The 21,652-nt window shown below is 61.7% G+C and carries 23 protein-coding genes; 5 read left to right on the top strand and 18 right to left on the bottom strand.

Annotated features, from left to right (window positions below; genetic code table 11):
• Positions 1 to 2: 2 nt before the first annotated feature.
• From AB4Y85_RS17525 to AB4Y85_RS17460, 14 genes are all read right to left on the bottom strand, one after another.
• A complete protein-coding gene (locus AB4Y85_RS17525) occupies positions 3 to 452 on the bottom strand; it encodes a hypothetical protein (protein WP_441986206.1) in 450 nt (149 codons plus the stop codon).
• Entirely contained in the window at positions 449 to 1,006 is a 558-nt protein-coding gene (gspM, locus tag AB4Y85_RS17520; protein WP_441986205.1) for a type II secretion system protein GspM, read from the bottom strand. The genes AB4Y85_RS17525 and gspM overlap by 4 nt, the downstream gene beginning before the upstream one ends.
• Entirely contained in the window at positions 1,003 to 2,055 is a 1,053-nt protein-coding gene (locus AB4Y85_RS17515; protein WP_441986204.1) for a hypothetical protein, read from the bottom strand. The genes gspM and AB4Y85_RS17515 overlap by 4 nt, the downstream gene beginning before the upstream one ends.
• The gene (locus tag AB4Y85_RS17510) at positions 2,052 to 2,699 is read right to left on the bottom strand and encodes a type II secretion system protein (protein WP_441986203.1); all 648 of its coding nucleotides are present in this window, start codon (positions 2,697 to 2,699) and stop codon (positions 2,052 to 2,054) included. Before AB4Y85_RS17510 ends, AB4Y85_RS17515 begins: the two co-directional genes overlap by 4 nt.
• Positions 2,699 to 3,088, bottom strand: coding sequence for a hypothetical protein (locus tag AB4Y85_RS17505; protein WP_441986202.1), 390 nt, complete (start codon positions 3,086 to 3,088; stop codon positions 2,699 to 2,701). The genes AB4Y85_RS17510 and AB4Y85_RS17505 overlap by 1 nt, the downstream gene beginning before the upstream one ends.
• Positions 3,081 to 3,530 (bottom strand): prepilin-type N-terminal cleavage/methylation domain-containing protein, encoded by a 450-nt coding sequence (locus AB4Y85_RS17500; protein WP_441986201.1) that lies wholly within the window; start codon positions 3,528 to 3,530, stop codon positions 3,081 to 3,083. Before AB4Y85_RS17500 ends, AB4Y85_RS17505 begins: the two co-directional genes overlap by 8 nt.
• Complete coding sequence (gene gspG / locus AB4Y85_RS17495) at positions 3,508 to 3,975, bottom strand: type II secretion system major pseudopilin GspG (protein WP_441986200.1); 468 nt, start codon at positions 3,973 to 3,975, stop codon at positions 3,508 to 3,510. Before gspG ends, AB4Y85_RS17500 begins: the two co-directional genes overlap by 23 nt.
• Positions 3,972 to 5,198 carry a type II secretion system F family protein gene (locus AB4Y85_RS17490; protein WP_441986199.1) on the bottom strand — a complete coding sequence of 409 codons (1,227 nt, stop codon included), beginning with the start codon at positions 5,196 to 5,198 and terminating at the stop codon, positions 3,972 to 3,974. The genes gspG and AB4Y85_RS17490 overlap by 4 nt, the downstream gene beginning before the upstream one ends.
• Positions 5,198 to 6,919 (bottom strand): GspE/PulE family protein, encoded by a 1,722-nt coding sequence (locus AB4Y85_RS17485; protein ID WP_441986198.1) that lies wholly within the window; start codon positions 6,917 to 6,919, stop codon positions 5,198 to 5,200. The genes AB4Y85_RS17490 and AB4Y85_RS17485 overlap by 1 nt, the downstream gene beginning before the upstream one ends.
• Positions 6,907 to 7,398, bottom strand: a complete 492-nt coding sequence (locus AB4Y85_RS17480; protein WP_441986197.1) for a prepilin peptidase — start codon at positions 7,396 to 7,398, stop codon at positions 6,907 to 6,909. The genes AB4Y85_RS17485 and AB4Y85_RS17480 overlap by 13 nt, the downstream gene beginning before the upstream one ends.
• Positions 7,399 to 7,400: 2 nt before the next feature.
• Positions 7,401 to 9,707, bottom strand: a complete 2,307-nt coding sequence (locus tag AB4Y85_RS17475; RefSeq protein ID WP_441986196.1) for an autotransporter outer membrane beta-barrel domain-containing protein — start codon at positions 9,705 to 9,707, stop codon at positions 7,401 to 7,403.
• Positions 9,708 to 10,182: 475 nt separating this feature from the next.
• Positions 10,183 to 10,596, bottom strand: a complete 414-nt coding sequence (locus tag AB4Y85_RS17470; RefSeq protein ID WP_441986195.1) for a hypothetical protein — start codon at positions 10,594 to 10,596, stop codon at positions 10,183 to 10,185.
• Positions 10,597 to 10,767: 171 nt separating this feature from the next.
• On the bottom strand, positions 10,768 to 11,049 hold the full coding sequence (locus tag AB4Y85_RS17465; RefSeq protein WP_441986194.1) for a hypothetical protein: 282 nt from the start codon (positions 11,047 to 11,049) through the stop codon (positions 10,768 to 10,770).
• Positions 11,050 to 11,220: 171 nt separating this feature from the next.
• On the bottom strand, positions 11,221 to 11,952 hold the full coding sequence (locus AB4Y85_RS17460) for a Crp/Fnr family transcriptional regulator (protein WP_441986193.1): 732 nt from the start codon (positions 11,950 to 11,952) through the stop codon (positions 11,221 to 11,223).
• A gap of 305 nt (positions 11,953 to 12,257) precedes the next feature.
• Here AB4Y85_RS17460 and AB4Y85_RS17455 point away from each other — a divergent pair, with 305 nt between their 5' ends.
• From AB4Y85_RS17455 to AB4Y85_RS17445, 3 genes are all read left to right on the top strand, one after another.
• Positions 12,258 to 13,679: an amidase gene (locus AB4Y85_RS17455; protein ID WP_441986192.1), complete on the top strand. Its 1,422-nt coding sequence runs from the start codon at positions 12,258 to 12,260 to the stop codon at positions 13,677 to 13,679.
• A gap of 231 nt (positions 13,680 to 13,910) precedes the next feature.
• Entirely contained in the window at positions 13,911 to 14,666 is a 756-nt protein-coding gene (trhO, locus tag AB4Y85_RS17450; RefSeq protein WP_441986191.1) for an oxygen-dependent tRNA uridine(34) hydroxylase TrhO, read from the top strand.
• Positions 14,659 to 14,874: a SlyX family protein gene (locus AB4Y85_RS17445; protein ID WP_441986190.1), complete on the top strand. Its 216-nt coding sequence runs from the start codon at positions 14,659 to 14,661 to the stop codon at positions 14,872 to 14,874. Before trhO ends, AB4Y85_RS17445 begins: the two co-directional genes overlap by 8 nt.
• A 35-nt stretch (positions 14,875 to 14,909) precedes the next feature.
• Here the strand turns inward: AB4Y85_RS17445 and AB4Y85_RS17440 are convergent, their stop codons facing one another.
• The gene (locus tag AB4Y85_RS17440; protein ID WP_441986189.1) at positions 14,910 to 15,131 is read right to left on the bottom strand and encodes an alkylphosphonate utilization protein; all 222 of its coding nucleotides are present in this window, start codon (positions 15,129 to 15,131) and stop codon (positions 14,910 to 14,912) included.
• A gap of 433 nt (positions 15,132 to 15,564) precedes the next feature.
• On the opposite strand from AB4Y85_RS17440, the gene AB4Y85_RS17435 reads away from it, so the two are divergent.
• Both AB4Y85_RS17435 and AB4Y85_RS17430 read left to right on the top strand, forming a co-directional pair.
• Complete coding sequence (locus AB4Y85_RS17435) at positions 15,565 to 16,653, top strand: TRAP transporter substrate-binding protein (RefSeq protein WP_441986188.1); 1,089 nt, start codon at positions 15,565 to 15,567, stop codon at positions 16,651 to 16,653.
• Between the two features lie 161 nt (positions 16,654 to 16,814).
• Positions 16,815 to 17,813: an LLM class flavin-dependent oxidoreductase gene (locus AB4Y85_RS17430; protein ID WP_441986187.1), complete on the top strand. Its 999-nt coding sequence runs from the start codon at positions 16,815 to 16,817 to the stop codon at positions 17,811 to 17,813.
• 249 nt (positions 17,814 to 18,062) lie between these two features.
• Here the strand turns inward: AB4Y85_RS17430 and AB4Y85_RS17425 are convergent, their stop codons facing one another.
• The 3 genes from AB4Y85_RS17425 to AB4Y85_RS17415 all read right to left on the bottom strand — a co-directional run bounded on the left by AB4Y85_RS17425 (position 18,063) and on the right by AB4Y85_RS17415 (position 21,534).
• Complete coding sequence (locus AB4Y85_RS17425; RefSeq protein ID WP_441986186.1) at positions 18,063 to 18,899, bottom strand: ABC transporter permease; 837 nt, start codon at positions 18,897 to 18,899, stop codon at positions 18,063 to 18,065.
• Positions 18,896 to 19,840 carry an ABC transporter permease gene (locus AB4Y85_RS17420; protein ID WP_441986185.1) on the bottom strand — a complete coding sequence of 315 codons (945 nt, stop codon included), beginning with the start codon at positions 19,838 to 19,840 and terminating at the stop codon, positions 18,896 to 18,898. Before AB4Y85_RS17420 ends, AB4Y85_RS17425 begins: the two co-directional genes overlap by 4 nt.
• Positions 19,841 to 20,052: 212 nt before the next feature.
• Positions 20,053 to 21,534 carry an ABC transporter substrate-binding protein gene (locus AB4Y85_RS17415; protein WP_441986184.1) on the bottom strand — a complete coding sequence of 494 codons (1,482 nt, stop codon included), beginning with the start codon at positions 21,532 to 21,534 and terminating at the stop codon, positions 20,053 to 20,055.
• Positions 21,535 to 21,652: the final 118 nt, after the last annotated feature.

The raw sequence follows: 21,652 nt of genomic DNA, 5'->3' as shown, positions 1-21,652 counted from the left end.
CCTCACTCGCCCTCGGAGGGCGGGTCCAGCGGATAGATCACGGCTTGTCCTTGGCTGGTGAGCGTCAATTGGCGCGGCTCGATGGCGGTGACGGCCCATCCGTCGATTTCCTCGCCTTCGCCGAGCCGTACGAGCGGCATGTCCGGGCGCTCGATGAAGGCGATCTTGGCGTCCTCGCTCAAAAGCACGCCGACCAGCCTGATGCCCGGTGCGGATGTTTCGGCCTGCGAAGAGGATGAAGCCTCGGGTGCGGTCGAGCCGGAATGGAAGAGGGGCCGCGTGAGGCTGGGCATGGCAATCTCCCGCGAAGGCAATGCGCCGTCGGAAGCAGCGGCAGATTGCCCGGCTTCCTTCGAAACGGGGAGAGAGGGCAGAGGCAGCCACAGGCAAAGGCCGATCAAGGCTGCGAGGGCAGCATTGATTCCGATCAGGACGGCGCGGGTTCTGGTCATGGCGCTGCCTTCTCGGGCAAGATCACATAGGCGCGGATGGTGCCTGTCATGGCCAGCGACGCGTCCTGAGGGCTCGTATCCTGCGTTGGCATGCCTTGAAGGCGGAGCATGTCGAAGAAGAGAGCAGGAGAGCCAGTTTCCAGCTGATGCAGGAGCTCGATGGCCCCGTCCAAGGGAACGCGAGCGCTGACCGAGGCCGTGAGAACTTGGAGCCCCATGTCCTGACTGCCCGCTGCCGGTCGAAAGACGAGGCTGTCGCCGCCTGTCGCTCGCAAAGCATTCAGGAGATATGTCTCAATCTTCCGGTTCGCCTCCGCAACAGTTGAGGCCGGGAGGAGGCCGGATTGCTCCGCATCCAGCTCTTGCGATGCTGGGAACGACGAAGCCGAAACGGAAGAGCGCTGAGTTGCCAGTTGCTCCAGCCGTTCGCGATAGGCAAGAATCTCGGCATGGTTGCTGAGGAGCTTCTGCGTCAACGGCCATACGAACCCGCCCAGGACGAACAGGATGGCGGCCGCCGAGACCGCGAGTGCGCGCGGGTCGGGACGTTTCATGGCCGGCCTTCCTCGATCTTGAACGTCACTATGATCGGCCTTCCTGCCTGAGCCGGAGCGAGCCTGATGTCCGACAGCGGCTCGGCGGCCTGAAGGGCTTGAAGAAGATCGGAAGCCTCCGCGCCTTCGATCGCCATCGAGCCCTTTTCGCCGGAAAGATCGAGGCTCGTTATGAAGGATGATCCGGGCAGTCTTTCACCGATGGCTCCGATGATATCCACCATGGCCGACTTGGCGTTGCGGTTGCGGGCGATGACGGTCTGGCGTGCGGACAGTTCATCCAGGCGCTTGCGCTCGGCATCCTCTTTTTTCCAAAGATCCAGTTCGTGCCGCAGGGAGCGCTGATAGAGCGACAGCTCCATGTTCTGTCGCCACACGAGAGCGCCCGGCAGAATCAGGATCAGCGCCACGGCGGTTGCCGCGAGAGCCATGTCCGTTCGGCGTTTCCAGGCAAGGCGCCTGCTCTTCGTTTGCGCAATCGGAGCGGACCATTCACCCGCCGGGTCGAAGACGATCCGGTCTGGCGCAAAACCCAGTTCGGCGGCCTTGTCGATCAGGGAGGAGACTTGCGATCGCAGGACATATTTAAGATCGACCGAAACCTGCTGACCATCGGACGATGCAATGCGCGCCGCGACCGCGACCTCATCTGGCGTGAAGGGACTCCAGGTCGAGAGGCCATAGGCAATGGCCTCCTGCAGGTTTCTCTTTGCGGCAAGCGGCAGGAGAATGCGTTGCCGAAGCACGAGATGCTCGGGAACCTGAAGGGATACGAGCATGTCGTGTGCCAAGGCTTGAAGCTTGCTCATGGCATCGTGTTCAAGCCAGTCGTGAAGATCCTGCGACCAGATTGCGTGGATGAGCCTGCCATTCTCGTCGTGCGAGGTCTGAAAGCGCAGCATCGATCCTTCTGCCGTGACGAGGATGTGCCGTTTCCTGAAAAGGGCTCTGACGCATCCGGGCACGAGAGGCTGCATCTCGCGCCACCACCACTGAAGCGCATTGAATGACGTTCGGGCCAAGTCATCGCCGGCAAGGGATATCTTCATGGCTGCCTCGCCGAGCAATGAATGCGATGGGGATTGCGGATGCATTCGACGGCCAGGTCGGCCCGCAAAGGCATGACGATTTCTAGAGGGGCCTGCAGCGCCGAAGGCCGCAGGGTCAGCCTGATCGCCTCCAGGTTCCTCGCTGACGCATCCCAGTTCGGCTGCCATGCCCTGACGCCGTCTCTCTCCATTGCGCCGAAATAGGCGAATTCCGCGCCATCGATGAGGCTGCCCAGCGCCTCGCGGCGCTCATGGCCGGTGCGGGTTTCCTTCCAGCTCAACACCATCCGTTTCCGCTGGCCCTCGTTCTCGCTCTTCAAGGTGAACAAGGCTGGGCGTGCAAGGCTCAGGACGCGCGGACCGAGGCTCGGTATCGTGAAGGCGGAAGCCGTGCCGTGAGGATGGATGATGCCTTCGGCCTCTCGCGGGGACAGATGGGCTTCCTCCGTCAGGCTGCGGAAAACAGATCCTATCGCGACGAGATCGTCATGGATCTCCACCTGGGCACGGGCGCGCTCGGCGTCTCTCTCGATAAAGGAGAAAAGCCCGATCAGAAGAGAACCGGCAAGGCCCGTGACCGTCATCGCGACGAGCATGTCAATGAGCGTGAATCCGCTCTCGTTTTCAAGGGTGCGAGCACTCATCACGGGGAAGGCCCCAGGAGAGTGCGAAGCGCGACAATCGAAGCTTCGTTATCCGGCCCGACACGAACCTGCACATCGAAAAGAGCGAGTGGATGCGCGGTTGCCGATGCGGCTTCGCCCCTATAGGCCTCGATGCGCAAGGACCATCGCCGCCCATTCGCGAGTGCGCCGTTTGAAATTCCAGCCTGCAGCGGGATATCCCGCCCAAGACGGTCGAGCAGCGAACGCGCTTCGATCATCGCGATCAGCTTGGCATGGCTTCTCGCCTGGGCTGCTCGCATCGCTCCGAGGAGGGAGAGAACGGAGGCGGTGACGCCGGTGAGGATCGCAAGCGCGATCAGCGCTTCGAGCACCGTAAAGCCGGATTGGTCGTAGAGGCGTCTAGTCACGGCGCGTACGTCCCGTTACCCAATCGACCCGAAGCCTGCTGCCATAGGGGCCACTTGCAATGGCAATCTCCGCTCCCGAACTCGATCCGTCGGGCAGAAACACCAATGCAGGACGTCGCGCAGTGCCGACCTCCTGCGCCGAGACGATGGTGATGCGCACATCCTTGGAGACGCCAAAGGCTAGCCGTGTTCCCTCGAGATGCACGCGATGGGCATCGAGATCGAAGGTGACGCGCCGAGCGACAGCGGAGCGGCGCGCCTCAGCCTGCGCCTCCACGAGAAGGCTGACGATGCCGGATTCCGTGCGCGTCAAGGCCGTGCGCTCCTGCGCGCCGGGAAGCGCGATGCCGACGATGGTGACCGCAAGGGAAAGGATCGTGATCACGACGAGAACCTCCAGCAGCGTGAAACCGGCTTCCTCATTCGGTCCAGTTCGTGACATCGCTGTTCTCGCTCTCGCCGCCCGGCTGGCCATCGGCGCCAAGGCTCGCGAGGTCGTATTCGCCACGGGTGCCGGGTGAGCGGTACTGATAGGGGTGCCGCCAGGGATCGGACAGGTTGGCTTTCGCCCGCAGGTAGGGCCCACGCCATGTGGCCGTGCCTGCGGGCCGCTCCACGAGCGCCGCCAAACCTTCCTGAGTGCTCGGCAGGCGGCCGACATCGATGCGGTAGAGATCGAGCGCGGTCATGATCTCCTGGATCTGAAGCCGTGCCGTGTCAGTTCTCGCGCGGCCGAGATAACCCATGAGCTGGATGGAGCCGAGGGTTGCCAGCAAGCCGAGGATCACCATGACCACGAGGATTTCGAGCAGGGTCATGCCCGCTTCGTCGGTGCTCAATCGTTTCAGGCGTGAGTTTAAAGAGAGTGTATTCGAGGTCGTGTTCATGGCTGCGAGGCGAGATCGTTGATGCTGAGGATGGTGGAAAGCATGGCGTAGATGATCAGGCCGGCCAGAAGGCCGAAGCCGATCGTCAGGACAGGCGTCAGAATGGTCGTCAGAGCCTTGAGGCGGCGCGCGGCTCGCCCTTCGTACAGGGTCGCCGTGCGGCTGAGCGCGGCATCGAGCTGGCCGGTTCGCTCGCCCATGCGGATGAGGCCGATGGCGTCCGGCGGGATCGTCTCGGATCGGGCGATGGCATCGCCGATGCCCGCGCCGATGAGAATGGCCTCGTGAGCTTCCCCAAGGCGTTGGCGCATGGCTCTGTTCGAGACGGCCTGTATCGCCAGCGGCATGCCGCGCGGGACGGTCACCCCGCCCTTTAGCATGGCTCCGAAGATGCGCGTGAAGCGCGCCGTCTCGATGGTTCGGACGAGAGGGCCAAGAACCGGCAGACGAAGCAGAAGACCGTGAAGTCGGAAGCGCCCTTTGTCGGTCTGCGCGAACGCCGTCAGGCCTGCGGTCAGGATGAACAGAGCGAGCAGCAGCACCAGCCCGTCTTCCCTCAGCGCATGACTGATGGCGATCACCATATGGGTTGCAGCGGGCAGGGTATCGTAGCTGCGTGGACCGAGCAGGCCCTCGAGATTGGGCACCACGACGACCAGCAAGGTGGTGATGCCGATAAATGCCGTGACGAGGAGAAAGGCCGGGTAGAGGAGGGCATTGCGGATATCCTCCATGACGCCTCTTTGCGCGGCAAGGTCATCCGCCAGCCGCACCAGCGTACTGCTCAACGAGCCGGATGTTTCGCCGGCCTGAACAAGGCTGACATATGTCGCCGGAAAGCAGCGGGGGTGACGAGCCAGCGCCTCGTATAAGGCGAGACCTTCCTTCACATCTTCCCGCACGCGCTCCAGAACGGCACGGGCCGGCGCGCGCGCGGTCTCGATCAGAAGACTTAGGGATTCCTCGACGCTGATCCCGGCTTCGAGAAGGCCCGCCCATTCCTGCGTCGTCGCGGCAAGCTGTGGGGCTGTCAGCGGCGAGCGGACGGAGACGTCCTGATTGAGGAAAGCCCAAAGGGCTGCAAGTCGGGATGTCTTTCGGATGCGGATGACGAACAGGCCTTTGGCCCGAAGCTCCGCAGCTGCATCCTGATCCGACGACGCATCGATCCATCCCGAGCTTCGCTCGTTGGCCGCTGTTGCCGCGAGGTACCTGAAGCGCATCACGAGGCTCCGGCCACGCGCAAGACTTCCTCGATGCTCGTCAGGCCGGACGCCGCCTTCTTCAGACCGTCCTCCAGCATCGAGACCATGCCGGCCTGCCTTGCAAGCGACGAGAGCTCGCTTTCATCCGCCTTCTCGATGAGGCGGCTGCGGATGCCATCGGTCATCGTCATGATCTCGGCAATCGCGATACGCCCCGCATAGCCCGTGCCCTGGCAGGCCTCGCATCCCATGGCCTCGTAGCAGGCATCGATATCCGCACCGCCATAGAGATGCCTTTGCCAGGGTGCGAGCGCGCTCTTGCGGCGGCAATGGGAACAGAGCTTGCGGACAAGGCGCTGCGCCATCGTGCCCCTGATGGTCGAGGCCAGGAGATAAGGCTCGACGCCCATGTCGACGAGCCGGGGCAGGGCCGCCGCTGCCGTGTTCGTGTGGATCGTCGCCAGCACGAGATGGCCCGTCAGCGCCGCCTGGTTCGAGACGGCAGCGGTCTCCTGGTCGCGGATCTCGCCGACCATGATGATGTCGGGGTCCTGGCGCAGCACCGCGCGAAGAGCGCCCGCGAAATCGAGCCCGATCTTTCGGTTCACCTGGATCTGGTTGATGCCGTCGAGCTGGTACTCGATGGGATCTTCGACAGTGATGATGTTCCGGTCCGGCGTCGCAATCGCCTGGAGCGCCGCATAAAGTGTCGTGGTCTTGCCGGAGCCTGTCGGTCCGGTGACGAGAAGGATTCCATACGGCTCGCGCAGGATGCGGTCGATGGAGGCGATATGCGGCTGCGAGAAGCCGAGTGACTCGAAATCGAGCGTGACGGAGGAACGGTCCAGCACGCGCAGGACGACGCCTTCACCGTTCATATGCGGCATGGTCGCCACGCGCAGGTCGATCTCCCGGCCACGCCATGCGATGCGGATGCGACCATCCTGCGGCAGGCGGCGCTCGGCGATGTCGAGACCGGCCATGATCTTGATGCGGGAGACGAGAGCCTGATGCAGCTCGGCGGGCGGCGGTTCCGCATCCCGCAGCAGGCCGTCGATGCGGTAACGGATCCTCAAGCCAGAGCGCGAAAAGGAGATGTGCAGATCCGAAGCGCCAAGCTCGATGGCACGGTCGATCAAGCTGTTGGCGATCCGCACTACCGGCGCATCGCTTGCCCTGTCGCGCAGGCGCTCGATATCGAGGGTAAGCGCGGTATCGGTTCCGGAAATGCCGTTGTCGTCCGGAGCGGCATTTGCTCGCCCGTAGAGTCTTTCGAAAGCCGCATTGAACTCACCGGGACGGGCAAGGCGGCGCGTCACTTTCAAACCCGTTTTCGCGGCAATGGCTGCGGGCGTGAAGACATCCAGCGCGTCGATGACGGCAAGGTCCAGCTCATCGCCCTTGCTGGCCAGGGGAAGTACGCGGGCATGAGCGAGAAAGCTTGACGCCAGGCTGTCGCGGAGGATGGGTTCTGCCGGATAATCCGTCGCTTCCGCAACCGGCAGGCCGGTCGTGCTCGCCCATGCCGATGTGAGGGCGTGGTCCGTGACGAGCCCCAGCTTGTTGAGCACCGCATCAAGCCGCTCATGGTTTTGCTCGGATGCGCGCCGTCCGCGGGTGAGGGATTGCGGCGTCAGGGAGCCATTTTCGATCAGGAGATCGATGACGCTCTGGACGATGGCCGAGGAATCCTGTCGGGCGATTGCCGCGCCGGTCTCGGAAGCCGTTAGAGCATCCATGGCGCGTCTCCGAATTCCTGCCAGCACCACACAGTCAGCGTGGCAAGGCTCAGGAAGGGAGCAAAGGGTATTCTGGTCGTTGGCAGGATCGGGGAGCCCTTCGCTTGCTGAAGGGCGGCATAGGCGAGGGCGGATGAAGATGCGGCGAAGATCAGCGGCGCAAGCCCCTGCCATCCGACCCAGGTGCCCGCGCCGATGATGAACTTGGTGTCCCCAAGACCGAGGCCGTCATAATGGCGGGCACGTTTGAACAGCGCGGCAAGAGTGAGAAACAACGCGCCGCCAATCAGGCCGCCGAGAATTTGGATGGGAAGCGAATGCCGCGCCGACAGCGCGGCGAAGGCCAACGCGCCTGCGAGGCTCGCCATGTTCGCCGCGTTCGGAACGATCATCCGCCGGATGTCGACCCAGGTGCAGACCAGAAGAACGACAGCCAGATACCCTGTGGCGAGAAGGGTGAGATGATGAGCGGTCATCATCGTCAGAAATTCCAGGTCAGGTTGCCTTTGACGGCATGTTCCTGCGTCCGCGCGCCCATTTGACCCTGATAGGCGACGCCGAAGCTGATGTCGGACGAGGCCTGCAAGTCTAGGCCGATTTCCGCGACGAGGGTGTCTTTCTCGAGCGCAAGGCCGGACGTGATGAAGGTGCTTGATCCGACCTGGGCGCCGAGCAGCACCTCAGGCGCCAGATCGCCATAGGCGCGCCGCCAGCCCAGCATCGCATTCAGCGTGATGGGCGCCTCCGGATTCGTCTGCGCTCGTAGGCGCATGCCGAGCGTCGATGTCAGCAGGTTGTAGTCTTCGCTGTATCCGTTCAGGGCCGAAGGGCCGCCATCTTCACGGAAATTGCCCATATGCAGACGCAGCGCCGATGCACCGGCGAAGGGCTCGACCTGGAAGTCCTCGGTGCCGAAAACGTAACCGGCCTCGCCGAACACCTGACGGGTGATGCCGTCATAGGATGTTTGCGGCACCTCGGTATAGCCGGGAAGGGTGACCGTGCGCTTGGCATCGATATCCTGATAGGCAAGCGACGCACCGAGGCTCAGCCGGAAGGCATTCCATTCCAGCTTGCCGTAGGCGATGCCGAACAGGCTTTCGTTCTCGCCGGATGAAGCTTGCATATCGATATCGTACTCGGAGCGGGAGAATCCGCCGGCGATGCCGAACGTGGTGAGCGGAGAAGGCCGCGCTTCCGCGCCGATCACGAAGCCGCCGATGGTTCGGTCGAGACTCGGCGCGCGGGAATCCCGGCGCAGCGTGCCCCAAGAGTTGAAGCTCTCGCCCCAAAGGCTCCCATCCGTGCCGGACCATTCCGTTTGATCCGTGGAGAAGCTGTTGGAGCGGGCCAGTCTTGAGAGGATCACTCCCTGCAGCACCGATGCATCGGCATAAGCGCTGGTGGCGGTTGAGCCGTGCAGATCCGCCATCGTGTTCTTCGGCACAAGCGTCAGGGTGACGGTCTTGCTTGTATATTCGAGCGTAGGTTCCAGGAAGGGGGGCAGAACCTCCTCGATCTTGTTGAACCTGCCTCTGATCCTCCTCTTGGATTTGAGAATGACATAGGGCACCGCAGCCTGAAACTGGCCGTCGATGAGAGACAGCTCCAGCGTCACGCGCGGCGAGATGCGGATGTAGCCGCTGGCCTGAATCCGGTCCGAGCGTCCGCTTCCATCGACATCGATCGCATATGTCGTGCGTCGGCCCAGAACGGCATCGCCTCGCACGGTAATCTGTCCGATAGCCTTGCCGGTGGAATTGCCTGGTGAAATCACTGAGCCGGTTTCCGTCAGCAATCCGCCGACGATTCCGTCGCCTGAGAGTCCTACGCCTCTGCCGATGGTCACGACAGATGACGGCAGGGCGCCATCGAGCATCAAATCGCCCGACTGAATGTAAGTCGGGCCGGTCAAAGGATGCGTTCCGGTGAGAGTCAGGTCGCCTTTCCCGATCTTCGTGAAGGTGCCGTTGCCGGAAAGAATGTTTTTGAACGTTCCATCCTCATTCTGATCGAGAATGAGATTACCCTGGTTGAAAATGTGGCCTTTGCCGAAGCTCTCGGGTGTGCCGATGAGTGTTCCGGATTCGATGGTCGTGCCGCCGGAATAGGTGTTTTTGCCAAGCAGAACGAGAAGGTTTCCGCCTCTGACCGTCAGGCCACCTTGACCGACGATGTTTCCGGACATCGTGACCGTGCCAGCCGTTGTCGTATCGACGATGGCGCCGGTATCCAGAAGTGTGACAGGTTGTGCAAACACGGTTGCCGTGGTGGGCCGAAGAATGCCGCCGTCGAAGACGATGAATTCGCCGCGGGCGCGACTGTCCGTCTCGACGAAGTAGGTCTTCGATTTGTCGATCCAGCATGTCGTCGTCAGCGCGATGCAGCCCGGTCCATCGAGCGCGAAGGTGAAGGGCGATGTCCCCAGGCTGAAGATGCCGAGATAGGAGTAGACGGCACCGGCCTTAAGGTGAAAGCTGACCGTCGTCGTGTTGCCGTTCTGGGTGAAGACGAGAAAGTCCGACAGGGGTGTTGCCGGCGTGCCCTCGGAGGGAGAGAACAGGTTTCTCAGGAGATAGATACCGTTCTGGATTGCCGAGCTTTCGAGGGTGGCCGTATAGACGCCGGATAAATTTACCGAAAAACCGCCCGTTATGTACTGGAAGGGCTCATCGCTATAGCCGGTGAAACGCGTGATGGGGGCGCCGATGGGAAAGACCGGCTCGGGCACGTTCGACATCGGCGTGTCGGCGTTGACGGAGCCGCCGATGGTTTCCGTATCCGCCAAGGCAGGGCCTGTCCCCATGAGGACTGCGAAAGCGCCGGCGAGGGCAATGGAAGTCCGCTTGGGATACGCAGAAGGAGGGACCCTGCCGGACCGGATGTCCAGAGTAGTTTTATTGGCTTTCGACACCACGGAATCGAATTCTCAGAGCACGGATCTGGGAGATCCGTGGAAGCGGAGGGAAACGCGAAACAAGCGAGCGGTGAGATTGTCGGACACGCATAAGGTGCGTGACTGATGCGACCTCAACCCTGCGTAGGATTAGGATCAAACGCGCTGCTTCGACAATCGTGCCTCTAGAACAATGTAACGATTTGGTGAGGGTGTCGTAAAACTACAACATATAGTTGCGTTGATGTCTCTCGGCCCACTTAATGGGCATTCATCCCAAAGGGGCAGCCCAATAGGGCGCCGCTAGACCTGCTATTGAAGGATCGGAAGCCTCTTTTCGGCTCCCGATCCTTTAAGCGCCGGCTCCTTAATCTGGAACAGCGGTACGCTCCGGCTCCGGCTGCGGAGTGAGATGTTCGATGGAGACCCAGTTGGTGCATGACCTCAGGATGGGGGCCAGGTAAGCCTTGCTGCCTTCGATCTCCACCACGCGGCAGGGATAAGCGCGCCGGTCTCCCGGCGGGCGATAGACGACTGTGGATCCTGGCTTAATCTCATCCGTCGCGATCGCTGGAGGCGCTGCGTCTGCATTGTCTTGGACGACGGTGCGGGGCTGAGAGGTGCGGAAGCGGTCGAGAGCTTCGATGGCAGCACGCGCGCGATCACGATAGCGATCCGAGACGACACGTAGGATGGACCCCTTTTCACGTCCTGGGTACCAAGCAACGCCACCGATCTTAGCAAGTTCTTCTGCGACAACTTCGATTTCTTCTTCGGTCATTGTCTTCATTCCCTCGGAATTAGGAATAACGCTCAGATCTTATGATGGTGAGCACTTAATCTGGTACTTATCGCATCTTGGCCCCAGTAATTCGATATTTATCCTTTAAGTCGATCTAATGTCGACTCTTGGTTGTCCATGCACCTCAAGATTGAGGGGAATGTTGTGTGATCACTTCCTTGAGACAATCTGTTCTTGCAGCATTGCGAGTTGCTGTAGATAAGGTTTGCGTCTCGCTTCATGTTGAAGGTTCAGCCTTTCAAGAACCCGAATTCTCAATTTGATGTCGGGAGAGGTTTTACTAATTTTCTCGCACTCGCATTCATAGGCAAAGTCTATGTTAGCCAACGTTGAAAGCAGAGATTGGAGGAGAGGCTGTAAAGATGAGGAATACATTCTGGCGGAAGGGCTTTCAGGGTTCTGCTTATTGTTATGCAATTCAGTATCGTTCATGCGCATCCTCGCAGTAACTTTGCATTAACTGCTCAGACGATACTGACGTAGGGTTACTCCGTCTGTTGGAAACCCGACAAAGCTACAAAATCTTTTTACGGTAGCCCTTTTGATCCGACGGTTGCCATCGCCTCAGGCTCGCGCATCCACCGAACGCGTCGGCGCGAGGCCTCAATGCGAGTTGAATGTTCCTGGAAGCAGGGACTCGTATCGTTCCCGAATCGTGCGGTAGCATTCGCAGGCTGTTTCTTCGAGACCATCCCGATCCGTGACGGTGATGACCCCGCGCCCCTGGCTGATGAGCCCCGCCATCTGGAGAGCACGGGTCACGCTGCTGACCGTGGATCTTTGAACGCCAAGAGTTTGCGCGAGAGTCTCATGGGTGAGGGGCAGCGCGTCGTGATCGAAGCGATCCCGCGTGCTGAGGATCCAGCGGCAGCAGCGCGCCTCGACGCTGTGCACCGCATTGCATGCAACAGCCAGCAATGTCTGCGTGAGGAGAGCTTCGGTAAAGTTCAGGATCAGCTGCCTGACCTTGATGCGCCCCAGGATGATCTCCGCGAACCTATCGAGGGAAATGCGCGATGCCGTGCCGGAAAACTGCGTCACGTAGCGGCCGAACGACTGGCGCGATACTTGCGCACTGACGTAGCCGAACACGCTTTCGCGCCCGAACGCCGCCATCTCGACCGAACCGCCATCCTGCAGAAGAGTCGTGAACGAGACGATGGTATCGTGCGGAAAATAGACGTGCCGGATGGTTTCTCCGACATCGTACACGATCTTGCCCTTGGCCAGTTCCACGAGTTCGAGATGAGGCTCGAACGCGGTGAAATCTTCCGGTTCCAGCGCGGCGAGAAGCCTGTTGGCCCGGTGAATTATGGCCTTCAAACCATATTGCATGGCAAGGTGCACCGATCCAAACAGCCCTGATCCTCAGGGCGACAACGCACAACTAAGGTTACACATCCAACCTTTGACCGTCGGTTTTGTTCTCTGTGTGAATACTATCTCAGGTTTAGGCGGGATGCGAGAGCTACATTCGACGGATACCCTCAAGTTTATCTGGCAGGGTTGCCCAGGAATTGCCGTGCGCTTCCACACATCGAAGACTCGCTAGGCCGATCCCGCTCAAATCCGTTTACCCCGAAGGAGGGATGGCGCAGCATGGAGCATCAAGCCGAATCCACCGCCTCCAGGAGCACCCTTTGAACGCGCAATCGTTGACCGGCCCCATCTCCGATACACCTGCCGACCTGGCGGATTGGAGCGGGGGAGCGCTTCTCGAAGCTTATGCCCGCAAGCAGGTTTCTCCCGTCGAAGTGGCACGAGCCGTCATCGCGCGGATCGAGGCTTATGAGCCCAGGCTTTGCGCCCTCTATGCCTTCGACCCGCAAGGTGCATTGAGCGCGGCGAAGGCATCCGAGGATCGCTGGATGCGCGGCGAGGCGAGGGCGCTCGATGGAATTCCCGCGACTATCAAGGAAAACATCGCCACCGAGGGGACGCCCGTGCCGCTGGGCACCGCGGCGCGGCCTCTCGACCCGGCGGTGCAGGATGCGCCTTCGGCCGCGCGCCTGCGCGAGGATGGCGTCGTTATCCTCGCGAAGACCACGATGCCGGATTACGGCATGCTCTCGTCTGGTCTTTCGAGCTTCCATCCGCTCGCCCGCAATCCGTGGGACCTGTCCAAGAACCCTGGCGGCAGTTCGGCGGGAGCGGGCGCGGCGGCTGCCGCGGGCTATGGCCCATTCCATATCGGCACGGATATCGGCGGCTCCATCCGCCTCCCGGCGTCCTGGTGCGGCGTGTTCGGGTTGAAACCCAGCTTCGGGCGCATCCCCATCGATCCGGCCTATTACGGACGCGTGGCCGGGCCGATGACGCGAACCGTCCGCGATTCCGCTCTCATGATGACGAGCCTCACCCGGCCCGACATGCGCGATCCCACGAGCCTGCCTTATCAGGATCTGCCCTGGCTTAATCTCGGCATCGACATCAAGGGGCTGAGGATCGGCGTCATGATGGAGGCGGGCATCGGGTTGGCCCTCGATCCCGAAGTGAAAGCGAGCGTCGAGGCCGCGGCCAAAGCCTTCACGGATGCGGGAGCCGTCGTCGAAGAGGTGAAGCCCTTCATCACCCGCCAGATGCTGGATGGGCTCGACGATTTCTGGCGCCAGCGCGCCTGGTCGGATATCGGGCCGCTGAGCGCTGAAGAGCGCGCCCGCATTCTTCCCTACATCCTGAAATGGGCGGAGGGCGGCAAGGCGCTGACGGGCACCCAGGTCTATAACGGCATGAACCAGATGATGGTGATGCGCCATGCGGCGGTCGCCGCCACCCATCGCTTCGACTTCGTGCTCTCGCCCGTGGCCCCGAATGTCGCCTACGAGGCGGAGCTGGCTTCGCCGATCCACGACCCCGAAAAGCCCTTTGAACATATCGGCTACACGGTCGCCTTCAACATGTCGGACCAGCCGGCGGCCTCGGTCAATGCGGGCTTTACGAAAGCCGGGCTTCCCATCGGCCTCCAGATCATCGGGCGGCGCTATGATGATGTGGGGGTGCTGCGGCTCTCGCAGGCCTGGGAGGAGATGTGTTCTGACAAGCGGCCCTGGCCGAGGCTTTGACTGCTGCACATTCTCTGCGTTTCCAACCCTTTGCCCTCATCCTGAGGAGGTTGCGGAGCGACCGTCTCGAAGGAGCGTCCAGAGACCACTGGAGCCTCCTTCGAGACGCCGCTTGCAGCGGCTCCTCAGGATGAGGTGAGAGAGTTGGATGTAAGAAGCTGTTGACCGGAGCGACACCGAGGATCGTTGCACCGGGTTTTCCCGCGGGCCGCGTGCTGATAGAGAGCGTGCATGACCTACAAAGTTGCTGCCCTCTATCAGTTCGTCGCGCTGCCCGACTTCCGGGATTTGCGGGATCCGCTCCATGCCATCTGCTCCGACCTCGGAATCAGGGGTTCGCTGCTGCTCGCGCCGGAGGGCATCAACGGCACCGTGGCCGGAACGGAGGAGGGCATCGCCGCCTTGGTGGCTGAGTTGCAAGACGGCCCGCTCTTTCATGGTCGCCTCAACAATCTGGAGCTGAAGTTCTCAGGTGCAGCCGAGATGCCCTTCAAGCGCATGAAGGTGCGCCTCAAGAAAGAGATCGTGACCCTCGGCGATCCTGAGGCAGACCCGACCAAACAGGTCGGCTCCTATGTGTCGGCGACGGAGTGGAACAAGCTGCTCGAAGACCAGGATGTGGTCCTGGTCGATACCCGCAACGATTTCGAGGTGGAGATGGGCACCTTCAAAGGCGCGGTGGACCCACGGATCAAGAAGTTCAGCGAGTTCAAGGAGTTCGTGCGCAACGAGCTTGACCCCGCCAGACACAAAAAGGTGGCCATGTTCTGCACCGGCGGTATCCGTTGCGAAAAGGCCAGCTCCTACATGCTGAAAGAGGGCTTCGCCGAGGTCTATCACCTCAAGGGCGGCATTCTGCAATATCTGGAGGATGTGCCGGAAACCGAGAGCCGCTGGAATGGCGGCTGCTTCGTGTTCGACGAGCGGGTTTCCCTCGGCCATGGCCTCGTGGAGCGGCCGCAGGACAAGGGGCTGTCCGATGAGTGACGACGTCAACGCGCGCCTGGAGGCGCTGGAGATCCGCGTCGCCTATCAGGAGCAGGTGATCGAAGATCTCAACCAGACCGTCATCGACCAATGGAAGAAGATCGACGTCCTGCGGCGGCAGTTCAACGAATTGCTCGACCGGGTTCAGGAAGCCGCGGACAACTCCGGCTCGCCACGTGCGCCGGAACCTCCTCCGCCGCATTATTGAGACTCGAGGGCAGGTCGCGACAGAGCGCTCCCGGCTCAAACCTTCTTCACAAACTCGGTCTTGAGCACCAGCCCTTTGATCTGAGCCGAACGGCACTCGATCTCGCCTGCATTGTCCGTCAGGTGGATGCTCTTGAACACGGTGCCGCGCTTCAGGGTCGTCGAGGACCCCTTCACCTTCAGGTCCTTGATGACCTGAACGGAATCGCCCCCATTGAGGATGGCCCCGTTGCTGTCCCTGACAACCATGTCGCTCATATCGATCTCCTTGGGCGCGCTTTTTCGCCTTCGGAAGAGGGCATAGCGCCCGTGGCGATACGTTGTCCATTGGGGCGCTCATGATGGGGCTTTGCGCCTCGCCTCGCTGCACCAAAAATCTTCGCATCTCGTCCTGAACAGACCGGCTGGATTGCCAAAGGTTGTATGCATGAAAAGCAGGAGGCGCACGCGTGCAGATCATGGCGCTGCGCAACGAGAAGCAGCCAGTTCCTGCATTGCTGCCAAGCTTAATGAACTCGTCCTCTATAATTACAGGCACTTAAGATGCGTAATTACATGACGTCATGATCGGGACACGAACGTGTGATGCCATACATCTGTGGCCTCGCCCGACTTTCGTCTAGGTTTACTTGGGTCGTGACGCATTCTGTCTGCAAGGCATCGATATGTCTCCAACAGGAGTGGGCCCTTCATGAAACGCCGCAATTTTCTCGCAACGGCTGGTGCCGGCATTGCAGCCGGTGCAATCGCAAGCCCGGCCATTGCCCAAAGCAATCCGGAAATCCGCTGGCGCCTGACGTCGGGCTTCCCCAAATCGCTCGACACCATCTATGGCGGCGCCGACTTCCTGGCGAAATACGTGTCCGCGGCCACCGAGGGCAAGTTTCAGATCCAGCCGTTTTCGGCCGGTGAAATCGTCGGTACGTTCCAGGCAGCCGATGCTGTCTCGTCCGGCACGGTCGAGATGGCCCACACGGCAGCCTATTACTATGTCGGCAAGGACCCGACCTTCGCAGCCGCCGCAGCGGTGCCGTTCACGCTCAACGCCCGCCAGCTCAATGCCTGGCAATACCATGGTGGCGGCATCCAGCTCGTCAACGACTTCATGGCCAAGCACAACCTCTATGCTCTGCCGGGCGGCAATACCGGCACCCAGATGGGTGGCTGGTTCCGCAAAGAGATCAAGACCGCTCAGGACCTGCAGGGCCTGAAGATGCGCATCGCCGGCATCGCCGGTCAGGTCATGCAGAAGCTCGGCGTCATCCCGCAGCAGGTGGCCGGCGGCGACATCTATCCCTCGCTCGAGCGCGGCACCATTGACGCCGCCGAGTGGATCGGTCCCTATGACGACGAGAAGCTCGGCTTCCAGAAAGTCGCGCCGTATTATTACTATCCCGGCTTCTGGGAAGGCGGCCTGACACTCCACTTCATGTTCAACAAGGCAAAGTGGGAGTCGCTCCCGAAGAACTATCAGGCGATCGTTGAAGCGGCCTGCATGGCGGCCAACCAGGATATGCTAGCCAAATACGACGCCAAGAACCCGGCGGCCCTGCGCAGCCTCATCGGAGCCGGCGCTCAGCTGCGCCCGTTCTCACAGGAAATCCTCGATGCCGCCTACAAGGCGACCAACGAGGTCTATGCGGAAATCTCCGCCCAGAACGCCGACTTCAAGAAGGTCATCGACTCCATTCGTGCCTTCCGGAACGAAGAGTACCTGTGGTTCCAAGTGGCCGAATACGCCTTCGACACCTACATGATCCGCGCCCGCACCCGCGGCTAATCGCGGATTTAAGGTCTGACGATGAGAAGCCCGGTGCCCTGCGCCGGGCTTTTCCCGTTACTGCAGGGCTGGTCTGCCCTCAGGGGAGGGCTTTGTGCCTTGCACATGGGAGCTTGAGTGCTGATCTGAAGGCAACCTGCCGTCACAGATAAAGAGTTGCCATGCCTGTCCTCTCCATTCTCGACCTCGCGCATGTTCCGGAAGGCTCGACGCCCTCCGATGCCTTACGCAACTCGCTCGATCTGGCGCAGCACGCGGAACGATGGGGCTACAACCGCTTCTGGCTCGCCGAGCACCACAACATGGTCGGCATCGCCAGCGCCGCGACGAGCATCGCCATCGCCCATGTGGCCGGCGGCACGAAGACCATCCGCGTGGGTGCCGGCGGCATCATGCTGCCGAACCATTCGCCTCTGGTGATCGCCGAGCAGTTCGGCACGTTGGACGCGCTCTTTCCGGGTCGCATCGATCTCGGCGTCGGCCGTGCGCCGGGCACCGATCAGCGAACCCTGCGCGCGCTTCGCCGCGATCCGATGAGCGCCGATACGTTTCCGCAGGATGTTCTTGAGTTGCAGGCGCTGCTTGGCCCGCTGCAGCCGGATCAAGCGATCCAGGCCGTACCGGGAACGGATTCGAACGTGCCCATCTGGATTTTGGGTTCCAGCCTCTTTGGCGCGCAACTCGCCGGCATGCTGGGCCTGCCTTATGCCTTCGCCTCGCATTTCGCGCCCAATGCTCTGCTTTCGGCCTTGCAGGCCTACCGGCAGCGTTTCGAGCCATCCGCGCAGCTCGACAAACCCTATGCGATGGTCGGCGTGAATGTGATCGCAGCCGACACTGATGAGGAGGCACGCCGTCTCTTCACCTCGTCGCAGCAAGCCTTCATCAACATGTTCCGCGGCACGCGCGGCAAGCTCCAGCCGCCTATCGACGATATCGAGACCTATTGGACGCCCGCCGAAAAGGCACAAGCCATGAGCATGCTGGCCTGTTCGTTCGTCGGTTCCGCGCAGACCGTGCGCGAGGGACTGGAAGGATTCATCGAGCAGACGGGAGCGGACGAGCTGATCGTCGCTTCAGCGGTCTACGATCATTCGGCGCGCTTGCGCTCGTATGAGATTCTGGCGGATGTGCGCGAGACGATGGGGAAGGCGGCTTAGAGCCCTCGCAAACCCTTCCCCGTCATGGCCGGGCTTGTCCCGGCCATCCACGGCTTTTGCGCTTCTATCAATCTCTACCCTCATCCTGAGGAAGTCGCGCAGCGACTGTCTCGAAGGAGGCTCCAGAGATCACTGGATAATCCTTCGAGACGCGAGCAAGCTCGCTCCTCAGGATGAGGTTTGCTTGTTGGAAACGAAGGCGTGGATCACCGGCACAAGGCCGGTGATGACGTAGGAGTGCACGGACGTCTATGCCGCCGCTCCACGCGCCTTCAGCGTGGGATCGAGCGCATCCCGCAACCCATCGCCCAGCAGGTTCAACCCCAGCACCGACAGCGCAATCGCAATGCCTGGCGCGATGGCGAGGTGAGGGGCCTGCGAAAGATAGGTTTGCGCATCGCTCAGCATGCGGCCCCAGCTGGGGTTGGGTGGGCGCACACCTAAGCCCAGATAGCTCAGGCCTGCTTCGGTGAGAATGGCCAGCGCCAATTGAATCGTCACCTGCACGATCAGCGCGCCCGCGATGTTGGGCATCACGTCTTCCCATGTAATGCGCAACGGATGCTTGCCGATGGAGCGCGCGGCAGCGATGTAATCGAGCGTCCAGACCTGAAGCGCGACGCCGCGCGTGACGCGGGCGAAGACGGGAATGTTGAACACCGCAATCGCAAGAATCGCCGCAAGCGGCCCGGAGCCCACGAGCGCACCGAGCATGATGGCGGAGAGCACCGCCGGAAACGCGAATACTACGTCGGAGACACGCATGGCGATCTCGTCGGCAATGCCTTTCCACGCAGCCGCCGCACAGCCGATGGCCGTGCCTATGGCAGCGCCGAGAAGAACGGCGGGCCATGCGATGGCGAGCGAGTTCCAGGCCCCCACCATCAGCAGCGAAGCGACATCGCGCCCGAAATGATCGGTGCCGAGAAGCCCCGCTTCCAACGGTCCCTTCAGGCGAAGGGCCACGCGCACCCGCGTCGGCGGCTCCGGCGTCCATACAAGCGAGACGAGGGCTACGATGACGAGCAGGGCGGTCAGGATACCGCCAACCACGAGGGGCGTATTGAGGCGAAAGCGTTTCATCAACGGCCCCTCAGGCGTGGGTCGAGGATGGAGTAGCCGATATCGACTAAAAAGTTCACGACGATCACGAGTCCGGAAAAGATCAGCACGATGTCCTTGATCACCACGAGGTCGCGCTGGTTGAGCGCCTGATAGGCAAGCCGCCCGAGGCCCGGCAGGTTGAACACATTCTCTACCAGGATCGCGCCGCCGAAGAAGAACGATAGCTGGAGTCCCAGAATTGTGGTGACGGGAATGAGCGCGTTCGGCACCACATGACGGCGAAGCGTCGCGCCCTTGTCGACGCCTTTGGCGCGCGCCGTGCGCACGAAGTCCGCGCCGATCACCTCCAGTGTCGCCGAACGCGTCACGCGCGTCAGCACGGCGGCCTGGGGCAGGGCGAGGGCGATGGCGGGCAGCAGCAGCGCCTGGAAGGCAGGCCAGAAGCCCGCGCTCCAGCCGGGAAAGCCGCCTGCGGGAAACCAGCCGAGCCACGTGGAGAAAAACAGAATGAACAACAGGCCGATCCAGAAATTCGGCACCGCCACGCCCAGCTGACTGAACACCAGCACGGCGCGGTCCACCGCAGTGTCGCGCCGCGCCGCCGCCGCTACGCCCAGCGGCAGGGCGAGGGTCGTCGAGATGAGGATGGCGAGAAGGCTCAGCGGCAGCGTCACGTCCATGCGTTCGGCGACGAGTGTCGAGACCGGCATCTTGTAGGTGATCGACGTGCCGAGTTCGCCATGCAGCAATCCGCCGATCCATTGCAGGTAGCGCACCAGCGCAGGCTGATCGAGCCCAAGCTCCTGGCGCAGGGCCGCGAGCGTATCCTCCCGCGCCGAAGTGCCGAGCATGATCGCCGCCGGATCGCCGGGGAGGACCTCAAGGATGAGGAAGATCGCCAGCGAAACGCAGAGCAGCGTTACGGTCAGGGAGACGAGTCGGGAGATGATGAAACGCAGCATGAAACCTGATTTACAAACCGTCTTCTCACTCATCGTCACGGACAGAGAGCGTCCGACTGGATGAGAGAGAAGACGAATGACCTCTCCACGTCATGGCCGGGCTTGTCCCGGCCATCCCGATCGGAAAGGCACGGCGCCTCACAGCATCGAGATCACCGGCACAAGGCCGGTGATGACGTGCAAGAGCACGGATACGCATCATTGGTGGCGCGTCACTCCGTCCACGACGCCTCCGTCACATCGTTCGACGGAATGGGGGAGTTCTCCCACAGGCCCTGCAGCTTCGCGTTCCACACGCCGAGCTTCGGCAGCTGGAAGAGGAAGAGCGCGGGCACTTCTTCCGCGAGGATCTTCTGGGCTTCTGCGTATTTCGCGTAGCGCGCCTTCTCGTCCGTGGTCTTGGCGGCGTCCGCGATCAGGGCCTTGAACTTGTCGTTCTTGTAATTGAAGTAATAGTTGTCACGCGCGAAGATATCGATGTCGAGCGGCTCGGCGTGGGCGACGATGGTGACGTCGTAATCCTTCGCCTTGAACACTTCCTCGATCCACTTGGCCGGGAATTCGGTGGGGATGATCTTCATCTCCACGCCGACTTCGGCGAACATGGCCGAGAGCAGCTCCGCCGAGCGGCTGGCATAGGCCATCTGCGGGGTCTTGATGCTGATCGACAGCCCGTTGCCATAGCCCGCTTCCTTCAACAGCGCCTTGGCCTTCTCAACATCGTAGGGAATGACGTTCGTCATATCCACGAAGGCCGGGTTGTTGGGCGAGAAGAAGCTGCCGATGGGCTGGCCGAAACCGGAATAGGCGCCCTCCACGAGCGCCTTGCGATCCACCGCATGCATGAGGGCGCGGCGCACGCGCACGTCGTCGAACGGCTTCTTGCCGCTGTTGAGGCCGGCGACGACCTCACCCTCCGTGTTGCCGGCAACGGCCTTGAAGCGAGCATCCTTCTGGAACTCGGCGAAGAGTTCGGGTGCCGCGAGGTTCGGGAAGGCATCCACGTCGCCTGCGCGCAGGGCTGCCACTTGGGCCTGCGAGTCGCTGATGAAGCGGAAGGTCACGGTCTCCAGCTTGGTCTTGTCCTTCTGCCAGTAATCCGGGTTCTTCACGAGCTCCACCCGGTCGCCGCGCGTCCAGGACTTGAACTTGAAGGGGCCGGTGCCGACCGGGTTCGCTGCGTTGCCCGAAGCCGTTTCCGGCGCCACGATCACCGCATCGCCCCAGCCGAGATAGGTGAGGAAGTTGCCAGAGGTTTCCTTCAGCTTGATCACGACGGTGGCCGGATCGGGCGTCTCGATGGCCTCGATAGGTGCGAAGATCTGCTTCTGGGCGTTGGTGGATTTGGGGTCGCGGGCGCGGTCGAAGGCGAATTTCACATCCGCCGAATCGAAGGTCGAGCCGTCGTGGTACTTCACGCCTTCCTGAAGGCGGAAGGTGTAGGTGAGGCCGTCCGGCGAAATCTCCCAGCTCTTGGCGAGCAGGGGCTGAACCTTGCCGGAGCGGTCGATGCGCACGAGGCCTTCATAGAGATTGGCCCAGGTCACTTCGCGGATGGCGACCGGCGCCGCAATCGTCGGGTCGAGGCCCGGGGGCTCGATGGGCATTCCAATGACGAGCGAGGTCTTGGCGGCAAGAGCCGGCAGGGCGCTGACGGACAAGAGCAAGGCGGCGGCCAGGAAGCGCTTCGACATTAGGCGGATCTCCATCCGGTACAGGGAGCGAAAGGTCGCGATGGGGACCAGCTTACGCAGTGCCGCGCCGGATGGAAGATGAACTTTGCCGATTTTTAACGGGCCGGTGCGGTTGCGA

Origin of the sequence: Microvirga sp. 2YAF29, assembly GCF_052114605.1 — a bacterium.
GTDB lineage: Bacteria > Pseudomonadota > Alphaproteobacteria > Rhizobiales > Beijerinckiaceae > Microvirga.
The sequence above is the reverse complement of the archived record's forward strand: the minus strand, read 5'-3'. Positions and strand labels throughout refer to the sequence as shown.

Bases quoted from the DNA above. Each gene is read 5' to 3' on its own strand.
- AB4Y85_RS17500 (WP_441986201.1), bottom strand. From the start codon at position 3,530: ATGTCACGAACTGGACCGAATGAGGAAGCCGGTTTCACGCTGCTGGAG.
- AB4Y85_RS17415 (WP_441986184.1), bottom strand. From the start codon at position 21,534: ATGTCGAAGCGCTTCCTGGCCGCCGCCTTGCTCTTGTCCGTCAGCGCC.
- AB4Y85_RS17480 (WP_441986197.1), bottom strand. From the start codon at position 7,398: ATGATGACCGCTCATCATCTCACCCTTCTCGCCACAGGGTATCTGGCT.
- AB4Y85_RS17515 (WP_441986204.1), bottom strand. From the start codon at position 2,055: ATGAAGATATCCCTTGCCGGCGATGACTTGGCCCGAACGTCATTCAAT.
- gspG (WP_441986200.1), bottom strand. From the start codon at position 3,975: ATGAACACGACCTCGAATACACTCTCTTTAAACTCACGCCTGAAACGA.
- AB4Y85_RS17490 (WP_441986199.1), bottom strand. From the start codon at position 5,198: ATGCGCTTCAGGTACCTCGCGGCAACAGCGGCCAACGAGCGAAGCTCG.
- trhO (WP_441986191.1), top strand. From the start codon at position 13,911: ATGACCTACAAAGTTGCTGCCCTCTATCAGTTCGTCGCGCTGCCCGAC.
- AB4Y85_RS17430 (WP_441986187.1), top strand. From the start codon at position 16,815: ATGCCTGTCCTCTCCATTCTCGACCTCGCGCATGTTCCGGAAGGCTCG.
- AB4Y85_RS17525 (WP_441986206.1), bottom strand. From the start codon at position 452: ATGACCAGAACCCGCGCCGTCCTGATCGGAATCAATGCTGCCCTCGCA.
- AB4Y85_RS17460 (WP_441986193.1), bottom strand. From the start codon at position 11,952: ATGCAATATGGTTTGAAGGCCATAATTCACCGGGCCAACAGGCTTCTC.
- AB4Y85_RS17445 (WP_441986190.1), top strand. From the start codon at position 14,659: ATGAGTGACGACGTCAACGCGCGCCTGGAGGCGCTGGAGATCCGCGTC.
- AB4Y85_RS17510 (WP_441986203.1), bottom strand. From the start codon at position 2,699: ATGAGTGCTCGCACCCTTGAAAACGAGAGCGGATTCACGCTCATTGAC.
- AB4Y85_RS17465 (WP_441986194.1), bottom strand. From the start codon at position 11,049: ATGAACGATACTGAATTGCATAACAATAAGCAGAACCCTGAAAGCCCT.
- AB4Y85_RS17420 (WP_441986185.1), bottom strand. From the start codon at position 19,840: ATGCTGCGTTTCATCATCTCCCGACTCGTCTCCCTGACCGTAACGCTG.
- gspM (WP_441986205.1), bottom strand. From the start codon at position 1,006: ATGAAACGTCCCGACCCGCGCGCACTCGCGGTCTCGGCGGCCGCCATC.
- AB4Y85_RS17470 (WP_441986195.1), bottom strand. From the start codon at position 10,596: ATGACCGAAGAAGAAATCGAAGTTGTCGCAGAAGAACTTGCTAAGATC.
- AB4Y85_RS17435 (WP_441986188.1), top strand. From the start codon at position 15,565: ATGAAACGCCGCAATTTTCTCGCAACGGCTGGTGCCGGCATTGCAGCC.
- AB4Y85_RS17485 (WP_441986198.1), bottom strand. From the start codon at position 6,919: ATGGATGCTCTAACGGCTTCCGAGACCGGCGCGGCAATCGCCCGACAG.
- AB4Y85_RS17440 (WP_441986189.1), bottom strand. From the start codon at position 15,131: ATGAGCGACATGGTTGTCAGGGACAGCAACGGGGCCATCCTCAATGGG.